This window comes from Nonomuraea mangrovi, from assembly GCF_042681425.1.
Lineage (GTDB): Bacteria > Actinomycetota > Actinomycetes > Streptosporangiales > Streptosporangiaceae > Nonomuraea > Nonomuraea mangrovi.
Map to the genome: position 1 here is coordinate 399,673 of NZ_JBHUFV010000015.1, position 13,103 is coordinate 412,775.

Annotated in this window: 14 protein-coding genes; 10 read left to right on the forward strand and 4 right to left on the reverse strand. The window is 68.6% G+C overall.

Features of this window, described 5'->3' with window-relative positions; all coding sequences use genetic code 11:
• Positions 1-63 precede the first annotated feature (63 nt).
• Positions 64-504 carry a metallopeptidase family protein gene (locus tag ACFSKW_RS09330; RefSeq protein WP_379571223.1) on the reverse strand — a complete coding sequence of 147 codons (441 nt, stop codon included), beginning with the start codon at positions 502-504 and terminating at the stop codon, positions 64-66.
• A 153-nt stretch (positions 505-657) separates the two neighbouring features.
• Between ACFSKW_RS09330 and ACFSKW_RS09335 the strand changes: the two genes are divergently transcribed.
• Genes ACFSKW_RS09335 through ACFSKW_RS09355 form a run of 5 tightly spaced genes read left to right on the forward strand, consistent with a single transcriptional unit; the run spans position 658 to position 4,645 of the window.
• Positions 658-1,026, forward strand: a complete 369-nt coding sequence (locus ACFSKW_RS09335; protein ID WP_192779898.1) for a DUF3499 domain-containing protein — start codon at positions 658-660, stop codon at positions 1,024-1,026.
• A 40-nt stretch (positions 1,027-1,066) separates the two neighbouring features.
• Positions 1,067-2,413 (forward strand): phosphomannomutase/phosphoglucomutase, encoded by a 1,347-nt coding sequence (locus ACFSKW_RS09340; protein WP_379571225.1) that lies wholly within the window; start codon positions 1,067-1,069, stop codon positions 2,411-2,413.
• A 3-nt stretch (positions 2,414-2,416) separates the two neighbouring features.
• Entirely contained in the window at positions 2,417-2,596 is a 180-nt protein-coding gene (locus ACFSKW_RS09345) for a Trm112 family protein (RefSeq protein WP_379571227.1), read from the forward strand.
• The gene (locus ACFSKW_RS09350) at positions 2,593-3,681 is read left to right on the forward strand and encodes an SIS domain-containing protein (protein ID WP_379571229.1); all 1,089 of its coding nucleotides are present in this window, start codon (positions 2,593-2,595) and stop codon (positions 3,679-3,681) included. The genes ACFSKW_RS09345 and ACFSKW_RS09350 overlap by 4 nt, the downstream gene beginning before the upstream one ends.
• A 43-nt stretch (positions 3,682-3,724) precedes the next feature.
• A complete protein-coding gene (locus ACFSKW_RS09355; RefSeq protein ID WP_379571231.1) occupies positions 3,725-4,645 on the forward strand; it encodes a cation diffusion facilitator family transporter in 921 nt (306 codons plus the stop codon).
• 39 nt (positions 4,646-4,684) lie between these two features.
• Here the strand turns inward: ACFSKW_RS09355 and ACFSKW_RS09360 are convergent, their stop codons facing one another.
• Together ACFSKW_RS09360 and ACFSKW_RS09365 are read right to left on the reverse strand one after the other, a co-directional pair.
• Positions 4,685-5,188: a GerMN domain-containing protein gene (locus tag ACFSKW_RS09360; protein ID WP_379571233.1), complete on the reverse strand. Its 504-nt coding sequence runs from the start codon at positions 5,186-5,188 to the stop codon at positions 4,685-4,687.
• The gene (locus ACFSKW_RS09365; protein WP_379571235.1) at positions 5,185-5,544 is read right to left on the reverse strand and encodes a MerR family transcriptional regulator; all 360 of its coding nucleotides are present in this window, start codon (positions 5,542-5,544) and stop codon (positions 5,185-5,187) included. Before ACFSKW_RS09365 ends, ACFSKW_RS09360 begins: the two co-directional genes overlap by 4 nt.
• Positions 5,545-5,645: 101 nt before the next feature.
• On the opposite strand from ACFSKW_RS09365, the gene ahcY reads away from it, so the two are divergent.
• The 3 genes from ahcY (at position 5,646) to ACFSKW_RS09380 (ending at position 10,012) form a co-directional block, all read left to right on the forward strand.
• A complete protein-coding gene (ahcY, locus tag ACFSKW_RS09370) occupies positions 5,646-7,073 on the forward strand; it encodes an adenosylhomocysteinase (protein ID WP_379571237.1) in 1,428 nt (475 codons plus the stop codon).
• A gap of 224 nt (positions 7,074-7,297) precedes the next feature.
• A complete protein-coding gene (locus ACFSKW_RS09375; RefSeq protein ID WP_379571523.1) occupies positions 7,298-8,560 on the forward strand; it encodes an adenosylhomocysteinase in 1,263 nt (420 codons plus the stop codon).
• A gap of 87 nt (positions 8,561-8,647) precedes the next feature.
• The gene (locus ACFSKW_RS09380) at positions 8,648-10,012 is read left to right on the forward strand and encodes an LVIVD repeat-containing protein (RefSeq protein ID WP_379571239.1); all 1,365 of its coding nucleotides are present in this window, start codon (positions 8,648-8,650) and stop codon (positions 10,010-10,012) included.
• Between the two features lie 246 nt (positions 10,013-10,258).
• Here the strand turns inward: ACFSKW_RS09380 and ACFSKW_RS09385 are convergent, their stop codons facing one another.
• Positions 10,259-10,894, reverse strand: coding sequence for a DUF305 domain-containing protein (locus tag ACFSKW_RS09385; RefSeq protein ID WP_379571241.1), 636 nt, complete (start codon positions 10,892-10,894; stop codon positions 10,259-10,261).
• Between the two features lie 158 nt (positions 10,895-11,052).
• Between ACFSKW_RS09385 and ACFSKW_RS09390 the strand changes: the two genes are divergently transcribed.
• On the forward strand, positions 11,053-12,480 hold the full coding sequence (locus ACFSKW_RS09390; RefSeq protein ID WP_379571243.1) for an LVIVD repeat-containing protein: 1,428 nt from the start codon (positions 11,053-11,055) through the stop codon (positions 12,478-12,480).
• 190 nt (positions 12,481-12,670) lie between these two features.
• Positions 12,671-13,102, forward strand: a complete 432-nt coding sequence (locus tag ACFSKW_RS09395; protein WP_379571245.1) for a hypothetical protein — start codon at positions 12,671-12,673, stop codon at positions 13,100-13,102.
• The last annotated feature ends 1 nt before the right edge of the window (position 13,103 follow it).

Here is a 13,103-nt window from a genome sequence, read left to right on the forward strand (position 1 = left end):
GGGTCCCGGCCTTCCGGGCGACGGTGAGATACCGGGGACACGCCCTGGAGGGTGACGACCGGGTCAGCGTTCGTCGTAGCCGGGGTCCACGGTCTCGGGTGACACCCCGAGCAGCGAGGCGACCTGCTCCACCACGGTGTCGTGCACCAGCGCCCCCAGCATGTCGCGGTCCCTGGCGCGCGCCTCCAGCGGCCGCCGGTAGATCACCACCGACGCGGGCTCGCCCGCCGCCGCCGTGTCGGCCCTTCCGAACGGGATGGGATCCGCCCCCATCCGCCCAGGGCCGTCGCCGAGCTCGCTGACCGGAGGCACCTCCTCCACGGCGAACTCCACGGCGGCCAGCTGCTTGCCCCACTTGGGTTTGAGCCGGTCGACCGCGTCGAGGACGAGGTCGTCGAAGCGCTCGCTGCGCGAGCGGGCGAGAGGAACGTACGAAGGGGCGAGCGGGCCGCGCAGGCCGCGCCCGTGGCGGTCGCGCCGTCGAGGGCCACGCGTGGGTGTCACCACCCCAGCTTAAGCTTTCGGTCGCACCTAATCAGGGCCAACATCGGTACAGGTGGGTGGAAACAGTGGGACAGGTGTCCGAATTGTGGCGACACGCTCGTTAAGAGCGCTCAGGTAGTGGCGCCTCGCACGCATAGCAGATACGGTCCCTCCGTGAGCCCCGTCCGTCGCTGTTCCCGCACTGCTTGCAGTCAGCCTGCCGTTTTCACGCTCACGTACGTATACGCCGACTCGACCGCTGTTCTCGGCCCCTTGGCGACGTACGCGGAGCCGCATTGCTATGACCTGTGCGCCGAACACGCCGAACGGCTGACCGCCCCCCGCGGGTGGGAGGTCGTGCGCCTGCCGACGGACGGTGGCAGCCCCAGCACCGACGACCTCGAGGCGCTGGCGAACGCCGTCCGCGAGGCGGCCAGGCCGGCGCCGTCCGGCGGAACCGAGCCCGTCGGGCAGGGCGTCGAGGTCGGCCGTCGCGGCCACCTGCGAGTTCTGCGCTCCGCCCAACCCCACCGGGACCGCTAGTAGGCTCGTCCCAGTAGGCAGGCGACCAAGGGGCGGACGAGTGGGCGATCTCTCCAGGATCTTCAAGGCGTACGACGTGCGCGGCGTGGTGCCCGAGGAGCTCGACGAGGAGAGCGCCGAGGCGGTCGGGGCGGCGTTCGTGGACGTGCTCGGCGCGACGCAGGCCGTACTCGCCCATGACATGCGGGTGTCCTCGCGCGCGCTGGCCGACGCCTTCATCCGCGGCGCCACCGCCAGGGGCGCGGACGTGATCGACGCCGGGCTCGGCTCCACCGACCTGCTCTACTACGCCAGCGGCAGCCTCGGCCTGCCGGGCGTGATGTTCACCGCCAGCCACAATCCCGCCCGCTACAACGGCATGAAGATGTGCCACGCCGAGGCGGTGCCCGTCGGCACCGACACGGGGCTCACCGAGATCCGCGACAGGGCCGCCGCCTACCTGTCCGCCGGCATCCCGTCGGGCAAGTCCGGCAGCAGGATCGAGAAGGACCTGCTCAGCGGGTACGGCGAGCATCTGCGCTCGCTCGTCGACCTGTCGTGCATCAGGCCGCTCAAGGTGGTCGTCGACGCCGGCAACGCGATGGGCGGCCACACCGTCCCCGCCGTCTTCGAGGGGCTGCCGATCGAGGTGACGCCGCTCTACTTCGAGCTCGACGGCACCTTCCCCAACCACGAGGCCAACCCGATCGAGCCGGACAACCTGCGCGACCTGCAGCGAGTCGTGCTCGAGACGGGTGCCGACCTGGGGCTCGCCTTCGACGGCGACGCCGACAGGTGCTGGGTGATCGACGAGCGCGGCGAGTCGGTCTCGCCGTCCACGATCACCGGGCTGGTCGCGGCGCGTGAGCTGGCCAAGCACCCAGGCTCGACCGTCATCCACAACCTGATCACCTCGCGCGGGGTTCCCGAGATCATCGCCGAGCACGGCGGTGTGCCCGTGCGCACGCGGGTGGGCCACTCCTTCATCAAGGCCGAGATGGCCCGCACGGGCGCGGCCTTCGGCGGGGAGCACTCGGCCCACTACTACTTCCGTGACTTCTGGTACGCCGACTCCGGCATGCTCGCCGCGCTCCACGTGCTGGCCGCGCTGGGCGAGCAGGATCGGCCGTTGTCGCAGGTGCTGGGGCCGTTCGCCCGCTACAGTGCCAGCGGCGAGATCAACAGCACGGTCGCGGACCAGCAGGCCGCCCTGAGGCGGGTGCGGGAGCGGTTCGCGGGGCGTGGCGAGTTCGACGAGCTCGACGGCCTGACCGTGACGGGGTCCGGCTGGTGGTTCAATCTGCGTCCGTCCAACACCGAGCCGCTGCTCAGGCTGAATGCCGAGGCGGCCGACACGAGCCAGATGGCGGCGATCAGGGACGAAGTCCTCGCCGTTGTAAGGAGCTGAAGAGTGAAGATCGACGACTGGCTGCTGGAGATCCTGGCCTGCCCGGCGTGCAAGTCACCGCTGCGCGCGGAGGACGACCCTGCCAACGGCCCGGACGAGCTGGCCTGCACCGGCTGCGGCCTCATCTACCCGGTCAGGGACGACATCCCCGTGCTGCTCGTGGACGAGGCAAGGAAGCCGTGACCTGGGAGCCCGAGCGGCTCGACGACCAGTCCCTGCTCGCCGAGGCGGACCAGGGCGCGATGCTGCCCGCGATCGCCGCGGCGGCCGCCCAGGTGCGCACCGCCCACCGCGACGCGAGTGAGGCGGGCGTCGCGCGCCTTGCTCGCGACGGCAGGCCGAGGGCGATCGTGGTGGCGGGCATGGGCGCGGCCGCGCTCGCGGGGGACATCCTGGCGGTGATCTGCGGGTACGGCGCGCCGGTGCCGATCGTCACCGTGCGCTCCGGAAGGCTGCCGGGCTGGGTGGGCGCCGCCGACCTGGTCATGGCGGTGTCGAGTTCGGGTCAGACGACGGAGACGCTCGCCGTGGCGGCCGAGGCCGTACGACGGGGCGCGTCGCTGATGGCGGTGGGCGCTCAGGGCTCGCCGTTGCAGGCGGTCGCCACACAGTCGTCGGCGCTGTTCGTGCCGGTGACGGCGCAGGGCCCGCCGCGTGCCCGCCTGTGGAGCCTGGCCGTGCCGCTGCTGGCGGGCGCTGGTGCGCTGGGGCTCACGCAGGACGGCACTGACCTGTTCGAGGGGGTGGCCAGGGCGCTGGAGGACATGGCGCACCGCTGCCGTCCTTCGAGCGAGTCGTTCGTCAATCCTGGCAAGGCGCTGGCCATGGAGCTGGCCGAGAGCGTGCCCATGGTGTGGGGCGCCTCGCCGTTGACCGCGGTCGCGGCCCACCGGCTGGCGCTCCAACTTCATGAGAACGCGAAATATCCAGCGATCTGGGGCGAGCTCCCCGAGGCACTTCACAACCAGCTCGCGGTGCTCGACGGCCCGCTGGCCGAACGCGACATCTTCGCCGACACCGCCGAGCGCACGCTGCGGCTGGTCGTGCTGCGCGAGGCCGACGACCGGCCACAGGCGCTGTTCAAGGTGGCCGAGGACCGCGGTGTACCGGTCAGCGAGCTGATCGCGGAAGGCGTCAACCCGCTCGAACGGCTGGCCACGCTGATCGAGCTGGTCGACTACGCGAGCGCCTATCTCGCGCTCGGCTACGGCATCGATCCGACCCCGGTGACATCGATCACAGAGCTAAAGGCGAGAATTTCCCAATAAGATCCCATGTCCGGGAATTCAGTGGCATGAGTGGAGAAGTGCGTTGAGCGCCAGCGGCGGTACGAAAGCGATCATTGCGGCATTGGGGGCGAATCTCGCGATCGCCGTGGCCAAGTTCGTCGCGTTCCTGTTCACGGGCTCCTCCTCCATGCTGGCCGAGTCGATCCACTCGGTGGCCGACTCGGGCAACCAGGCGCTGCTGCTGCTCGGCGGCAAGCGGGCGCAGCGGAGCCGCACCAAGGAGCACCCGTTCGGCTACGGCAGGGAGCGCTACTTCTACGCCTTCGTGGTCGCGGTCGTGCTGTTCACGATCGGCGCCGTGTTCTCCATCTACGAGGGCATCCACAAGATCGGCGACCCGCACGCCATCGAGTCGCCCGCATGGGCGTTCGGCGTGCTGATCTTCGCGATCATCGCGGAGGCCTTCTCCTTCAGGACGGCCATCAAGGAGTCGAACGAGCACCGCGGAAGCCAGAGCTGGGTGGCGTTCGTCCGCCGCTCCAAGTCGCCCGAACTGCCGGTGGTGCTCCTGGAGGACCTCGGCGCGCTGCTCGGTCTGATCTTCGCGCTGTTCGGCGTCACCATGGCCGTGATCACGGGCGACGGCGTCTGGGACGGCATCGGCACCCTGATGATCGGTGTGCTGCTGGCCATCATCGCGATCATCCTGGCGATCGAGACCAAGTCGCTGCTGCTCGGCGAGGGAGCCTCGCCCGAGGTCGAGACGCAGATCAGGACCGCCCTCGAGAGCGCGCCCGAGGTGGCTCGCGTCATCCACATGCGCACGCTGCACCTCGGCCCTGAGGAGCTGCTGGTCGCCGCGAAGATCGCCGTCGACCACGACGACACGGCCGCCGAGATCGCCCGCGGCATCGACGAGGCCGAGCAGCGCATCCGCGCCGCCGTCCCCATCGCCCGCGTCATCTACCTCGAACCCGACCTGGACAAGGCCGCCGCCAGATAGCCCCCTCGGCGGCCTCCCCCCTGGAAAGCGGCGAACGGGTCACTCGTGCCCGGTGATGCAGGAGGTCCCCGCGTCGGTCTGGTCGAACAGGCAGCGCCCGCCCTTGTCGAGCGTGATGACCTTCTTGACGGTGCTGAACTGACGCAGCGTCCTGTCGATCGTGTGCAGGACGCGCGCGTCGGCGCCGATGCCGAGCCCGACCACCGTGCGGCAGAAGCGCAGAGTCGCGGTGCCCTTCGTGATCGAGAGCTTGAAGTCGGCGCCGCAGTTCGACTTGCCCTTGATCTGCGGGCCGAGCTCCGAGTGCAGGCCGCGCTTGCGCTCTGCCTTGGTCGGGCCCTTGATGAGCTGCTGGACGGCGAACGTGGCCACCCCGCTGTTGGGGGCCTTCCTGGTCACGGCGACGACCTTGCCGGGAATGTCGAAGTCGGCGGAGAAGTAGACCTTCACCGTCGGCCCCGAGGAGGCCGCTGACGCCGGCGCGGGCATCAGGGCGAGCGCGGGGGCCACCGCGACGGCGGTGGCGAGAACGAGAGCCTTCATACCCGATTGGACGATCTGTTCCCCGCTCTGGTTTGCAGCAGTCGCAGCGCCTTCTCCTTCTCGAAGTCCAGGGCCCTCCTGGGCGCCTGAAGGCGGCCGACGCGCAGGCCCAGATCCCTGACGGCCTGCGTCACCGCGGGCTCGGCCAGCGCCCGCAGCGCGAAGGCGAGCTCGGCGGGAGAGACGTCGAACCGCTTCTCCAGCTCCACCGCCTGGGCCACGGCCGTCAGGTCCTCCTCGGTGAACCTGCGATGGGCGCCCTGCTCCCTGACCGGCGGCAAGAGCCCCAGTGCCTCCCTGTAGCGGAGCATCCGAGGGGACATCCCCAACCGTCTCGCTGCCTCCGTGATGCGCATCCTTACATTCTTGTGGAAGATTCGACCCCCGTGGGATGCGACGTGGAGAACCCGCGCTTAAACTCAACGGCGACAACTTCGTGTATCGAGGGGTAAAACAGATGGACTTCAAGGTCGCAGACCTTTCACTCGCCGACTTCGGCCGCAAGGAGATCCGGCTCGCCGAGCACGAGATGCCCGGCCTCATGGCGGTTCGTAAGGAGTACGCGGCCTCCCAGCCCCTCCGCGGCGCGAAGATCATGGGCTCGCTGCACATGACCATCCAGACCGCCGTCCTCATCGAGACGCTCGTCGCGCTCGGCGCCGAGGTCCGCTGGGTCAGCTGCAACATCTTCTCCACCCAGGACCACGCCGCCGCCGCGGTCGCCGTCGGCCCCGACGGCACGGTCGACAACCCGCAGGGCGTGCCCGTCTTCGCCTGGAAGGGCGAGACGCTGGAGGAGTACTGGTGGTGCACCGAGCAGGCGCTCACCTGGCCGGGCGGCGAGGGCCCGAACATGATCCTCGACGACGGCGGCGACGCCACGCTGCTGGTCCACAAGGGCGCCGAGTACGAGAAGGCAGGCGCCGTCCCCGCCGCCTCCGAGGAGGACCCGGAGGAGTGGCACGTCATCATCGACCTGCTCACCCGCACGGTCGGCGAGGACAAGAAGTGGACGAACATCGCTGAGCAGATCAAGGGCGTCACGGAGGAGACCACCACCGGTGTCCACCGCCTCTACGAGATGTTCAAGAGCGGCTCGCTGCTGTTCCCGGCGATCAACGTCAACGACTCGGTGACCAAGTCGAAGTTCGACAACAAGTACGGCTGCCGCCACTCCGTCATCGACGGCCTCAACCGCGCCACCGACGTCCTCATCGGCGGCAAGGTGGCCGTGGTCTGCGGCTACGGCGACGTCGGCAAGGGCTGCGCCGACGCGCTGCGCGGCCAGGGCGCCCGCGTCATCGTCACCGAGATCGACCCGATCTGCGCGCTCCAGGCGGCCATGGACGGCTTCCAGGTCACCACGCTGGAGGACGTCGTCGGCATCGCCGACATCTTCGTGACCACCACCGGCAACTTCGACATCATCACGGCCGACCACATGGCCAAGATGAAGCACCAGGCGATCGTCTCCAACATCGGCCACTTCGACAACGAGATCGACATGGCCGGCCTGGCGAAGACCCCCGGGATCGTCAGGAACAACATCAAGCCGCAGGTCGACGAGTGGATCTTCGAGGACGGCCACTCCATCCTCGTGCTGGCCGAGGGCCGCCTGATGAACCTGGGCTGCGCGACCGGCCACCCGTCGTTCGTGATGTCCAACTCCTTCACCAACCAGGTCATCGCGCAGATCGAGCTCTTCACCAAGACCGAGGAGTACCCGATCGGCGTGTACACGCTGCCCAAGCACCTGGACGAGAAGGTCGCCCGCCTCCACCTCGACGCGCTCGGCGTGAAGCTCACCACGCTGACCAAGGCGCAGGCGGAGTACATCGGCGTCGACGTCGAGGGCCCGTACAAGCCGGAGCACTACCGCTACTGACCGGTTTCGCGACGGCGGGCGCCCGGCTCCGGGCTCCCGCCGTCTTCCCATATCCCGGTCCGCGTGGCCGCGGATGGCCGTCCTCTGATGACCGTCCTTCATCCCGTACGGCAGGCGGGTCCGGCGCCTCCGCGGTGGGGGATCCGGGCGTGGGAGCCACGTGACGGTGGCCACCGGAGTCCTGCTGGAGTGCTGTGATGGACGGGCGGTCACCGGTGACCACGGTGGCCGTGAGCCGGCGTGCCGTACGAGAAAGTGGAGTTGTCGTGGGAGAGCGGCGGATTGCCTGGGCGGGCAGAGGGATGCCCGTGCTGACCGCGATCGGGGAGCGGTTCGCGCGCGAGCGCCCGTTCGACGGTCTCAGGATCGCCGCGTGCCTGCACGTGACCGCCGAGACCGCCGTCCTCATGGGCGCGCTCAAGGCCGGCGGTGCCGAGATCGCGCTGGCCGCCTCCAACCCGCTCTCCACCCAGGACGACGTCGCCGAGGCGCTCCAGGGCTACGGCATCGCCGTCCACGCGCGCGCGGGCGTCGACAGGGCGACCTACTACCGCCACATCCACCAGGCGCTGGACCTGGCGCCCGACATCGTCCTGGACGACGGCTGCGACCTGGTCAACATCCTCCACACCGAGCGCACCGATCTGCTCGACGGTGTCAGCGGCGGTTGCGAGGAGACCACCACCGGCATCATCAGGCTGCGGCAGATGGCCGCGGAGGGCGCGCTGAGGTTCCCCGTGGTCGCGGTCAACGACACGCGGACGAAGCGGATGTTCGACAACAGGTACGGCACCGGCCAGTCGACGCTCGACGGCATCATGCGCGCCACCAACGTGATGCTCGCCGGCCGCACGGTCGTGGTCGCCGGGTTCGGCTACTGCGGGCGGGGCGTCGCCGAGCGGGCCAAGGGTCTCGGCGCCCGCGTGATCGTCACTGAGATCGACCCTGTCAAGGCGCTCGACGCCTCGCTCCAGGGCTACGAGGTCCGGGCGATGGGGGCCGCCGCGACGGTCGGCGACCTGTTCGTCACCGTCACCGGCAACCGCGACGTCATCACGGCCGAGCACCTGGCGGCGATGAAGGACGGCGCGATCCTCGCCAACGCCGGGCACTTCGACATCGAGATCGACGTGCGCGCGCTGGAAGGGCTCGCCGTGGCGCTGAACCCGGGGGTGCGGCCCAACACCGACGAGTACGTGCTCGCCGACGGCCGCCGCCTGCTGCTGCTGGCCGAGGGCCGCCTGGTGAACCTGACCGCCGCGGAGGGCCACCCGGCCGCCGTCATGGACATGTCCTTCTCCGCGCAGGCCCTCGCCGTCGCCTGGCTGACGACCGAGCGGGTACGGCTCGCGCCGGGCGTCTACGACGTGCCCGAGGACATCGACGTCGAGGTGGCCAGGCTCAAGCTGGCCGCGGCCGGCATCGAGATCGACCGGCTGACGGCCGAGCAGGAGGACTACCTCCACTCCTGGCGGACAGGCTCCTGACCCTTCGCGTCACAGTTCCCGGACAATCACTTGGTTGATCTCTGGACTACATGGATAATCCAGGGCATTTCCGTCTCTGGAGGCTCCATGAGATTGCGTGGCTTATCCTCCCTCGTGGCGGGGATCGTCGTGGCGATCGCCCTGGTCCCCGTCCCCGCCTCGGCCGCCGATGAGGTCACCAAGAGTGACAACATCCGGCACGAAGCCCACCTCGATCTGCCCACCGGTGTGCAGATCAATACCGACATCGCCTTCCAGGGCGACTACGCCTACGTGGGCAGTTACACCGGATTCTCGATCTACGACATCAAGCACCCCAAGCGCCCCAAGCTGGTCAGCACGGTCAGCTGCCCGGGTGGCCAGATGGACGTCACGATCTACGGCGACCTCCTTGTCACCTCCGTCGACGAATCGCGCAAGGACGACTCCTGCGCCAGCACGCCGCAGCCGGCGAGCGAGAAGAGCTCGTGGGAGGGCCTGCGGATCTTCGACGTCAGCGACAAGGCCAACCCCAGGTACGTCAAGTCCGTGGAGACCAACTGCGGCTCGCACACCCACACGCTCGTGCCCGGCAAGTCGCGTGACGCCTTCTACGTCTACGTCTCCTCGTACTTCCCGGCGGCCAACCTCCCCGACTGCCAGCCGCCGCACGACCGCATCTCCGTGGTCAAGGTGCCCGTACGCAACCCGAGCGCGGCCGCCGTGGTCAACATGCCGGTGATCTTCCCCGACGGCGGCAACGACCGCACCCAGCAGCCCAACCTCCTCGCCGACACCACCGGCTGCCACGACATCACCGTCTACGCCGAGAAGGACCTCGCCGCGGGTGCCTGCATGGGCGACGGCGTGCTCATGGACATCTCGGACAGGGAGAACCCCAAGGTCATCGACACCGTACGCGATACGAACTTCGCGTTCTGGCACTCGGCGACGTTCAACAACGCGGGCACCAAGGTGGTCTTCACCGACGAGCTCGGCGGCGGCACGCAGGCCCGCTGCACCGCGGCCGAGGGCCCGACCAGGGGCGCCGACGCCATCCTCGACGTCGTCGACAAGAAGTTCGTCTTCAAGAGCTACTACAAGATCTCCAGGATCCAGGCGAGCACCGAGAACTGCGTCGCCCACAACGGGTCGCTGATCCCCGTGAAGGGGCGCGACATCATGGTGCAGGCGTGGTACCAGGGCGGACTGTCGGTCTGGGACTTCACCGACTCGGCCCGCCCGCGGGAGATCGCCTTCTTCGACCGGGGCCCGATCAACGACACCCAGCTCACGCTCGGTGGATTCTGGTCGGCGTACTACTACAACGGCTACATCTTCGGCAGTGAGATCTTCCGGGGCTTCGACGTCTTCCGGGTCAGGGACCCGCGCGTGAACCCGGCCGACGGCGTCCACACCGACCGGCTGAACGTGCAGACCCAGACCCGCTACAGAGGAGGCCACGGCCACTGACGGCCCTCCACGCCCGGGCCCGCGCCCTCCCCGGCGCGGGCCTTCCCGCACGACCACCCCTCTACGGCGCGCGCTCCCTGGGGCCGGTGCCGTCTCCCTCGGCGCGGGCCGGGGCGCGGTGGACGGGGTGTGGTCGTCAGGTGGGCGGTGCGAGCGGGCCGGGGTGGGCGGCGTGTGGTCGTCAGGTGGGCGGTGCGAGCGGGCCGGGGTGGGCGGCGTGTGGTCGTCAGGTGGGCGGTGCGGCGGTCAGCGGGCCGACTGCATCTCGCGCATCCGGCGGATCTCCGCGGTCTGCTCGACGCCGATGTCGGTGGCGAGCTCGGTGATCCGCTGGTGAGAGCCCTCGCCCAGCACCTTCGTCGACATCGTGATCGCCCCTGTGTGGTGAGCGATCATCAGCTCGAGGAAGAGCTTGTCGAACGCCGCCCCCGACGCCGCCTTCAGCGCCTCCATCTGTTCGGGCGTGGCCATGCCCGGCATGTCGGCGTGTCCCGCGTGGTGGTCCGGCACCTTCTGGCCCTGGTCCTGGAGCCACGTGGTCATGTACTGGATCTCCGGCCCCTGCGCGTCCTTGATCCGGGAGGCGAGCCCCTTCAGCTTCTCCGAGCTGGCCCTTGAAGGGGCGAGGATCGCCATGTCGAGCGCCTGCCGGTGGTGAATGATCATGTCCTGCATGAACGTCACGTCCACCGCGTTGGCCGTAGGTGTGGGAACGGCGGTCGCGGCCTCGGCAGGCGACAGCGTCCGTGCCGGCTCGCCCGGTTTGCCCGGCGCGAGCACCGGTGCCGTCGACGTGTCCGTGGCGGCGACGGGACGGCTGTCACCACTGCAGCCCGAGAGGGCGATCACCGTACCAGTGATGACAATGAGCGCGGCGCGCACCTGACCTCCCTGTGTCGAGAGAGCGAACTGTAAACCATAACCGTGATCATTAAAAAGACGGCAAAGCGCAATATCATCTGACATTCTGGACGCTAGTCACCAGACGGGTCGCGGGTGAAGATTCTCTACATTTATGTCCCCTTTACGGAGGCAACTGAGTGATCACCCCCCGCAAAGCCCTCGTCATGCTCGGAGCGGCGAGCGCCTTGGTCCTGACGGCGATGCCCGCCCAGGCGTCTGACATCCCCGCCCCCGGCGAGATCGTCATGAGCCCGAACATCGAGCACGTCACCAACGTGCCCAGGCCGGGCGCACTGACCGACATCCACACCGACATGGCCTTCCAGGGCGACTACGCCTACGTCGGCAACTACGCCGGTTTCTCGATCTACGACATCAAGCACCCGAAGCAGACCAGCCTCGTCAGCTCGGTGGTCTGTCCGGGTGGCCAGATGGACGTGTCCGTCTACGGCAACCTGCTGTTCGGCTCCGTCGACTCCTCCCGCAACAACGACTCGTGCAACAGCACGTCGCAGAGCGCGTCGATCAAGGAGTCGTGGGAGGGCGTCCGGATCTTCGACATCAGCGACAAGACCAACCCGACGTACATCAAGTCGGTTGAGACCAACTGCGGTTCGCACACCAACACCTTGGTGCCGGACAAGACGGGCGAGAACGTCTACATCTATGTCTCGTCCTACAGCCCGAACGCCAACTTCCCGGACTGCAAGCCCCCGCACGACCTGATCTCGGTCATCAAGGTGCCGCTGAACAACCCGACGGCCGCCGCGGTCGTCGGTACGCCGGTGCTGTTCCCGCCCAAGGACACCAACGGCGACGGCATCCCCGACGAGGACGGCTACGGAGGCGTGCCGCTGCCGTACCCGAACGGCAAGTCGGCGACCAGCGGCTGCCACGACATCACCGCCTACCCGGAGAAGGACATCGCGGCCGGCGCCTGCATGGGTGACGGCATCCTGCTCGACATCTCCGACCGCGAGCACCCGCGCGTCACCGAGGTGGTCCGCGACACGGAGAACTTCGCCTTCTGGCACTCGGCGACGTTCAACAACGAGGGCACCAAGGTCATCTTCACCGACGAGCTCGGCGGCGGCACCCGTGCCACCTGCAACGCGGCCATCGGCGCCAACCGGGGCGCCAACGCCTACTACGACCTCGTCGGCGGAAAGCTGGAGCGTCGCGGCTACTTCAAGATCGCCCGCCACCAGGCGGACACCGAGAACTGCGTCGCGCACAACGGCTCGCTGATCCCGGTCAAGGGGCGCGACATCATGGTGCAGGCCTGGTACCAGGGCGGCATCTCCGTCGTCGACTTCACCGACTCGACCCGGCCTGAGGAGATCGCGTACTTCGAGCGCGGTCCTGACAACACCGCTCCCGCGCTGTCCGGCGGGTTCTGGTCGGCGTACTACTACAACGGCTACATCTACGGCTCGGACTTCAACCTGGGGCTCGACGTGCTGCGGATCAACGACCCGCGCACGAACCAGGCCAAGCACGTCAAGTTCGACGCGCTGAACGCCCAGACGCAGATGTCGTACCGCGAGCACGGATACGACGACTAGGAACATCACACCCCCAAAGCCGCCAGGGTCCGCCCCTGGCGGCTTTGTCATGTCCACGGCTCCTCCGGCGTCCACCTCTGCTGCCGCGCCGTAGTGATCCGGCCTTGCCAACCATTGTCGACACCTGTTATTCATTTAACAAGTGTCGACGGGAAAGAGGGTTGGGATGAGCACCCGGTACCACCCCCGGATGATCAGCTTTCACGGCGTCGAGGCCGTTGGCGGCTGGAAGGTGAAGATGTACGGCATCGCCGCACATTCCGAGACTCCTCGTGCCGCTCTGATGGAGGCGACCGCGAAGATCGTGGCGTCGGCGCTGCCGCCTCCGCTCGGTCACGGCCGCCACGGCGTGGGCTTCGCCATCGCGCACGACGCGGCGGACTACTGCTTCGCGCTGGTGGACTGGTGGTCCGGCGAGAACGAGATCCACCAGCGGCTGTTCTCCGCGCCGCTCGACCAGCCGCAAGCGCTACGACCCCATCCGAGTGAGGCCATCGGCTGCGTGTGGGAGCTGGCCGTCACCGACTTCGAACGGCGGGCGTGGCTGCGGCACGTGCTCGCCAACCCGGACGGCCCGGACCTGGACGCCTACGTGGCGGCCACCTTCCAAGAAAGGATCTGAC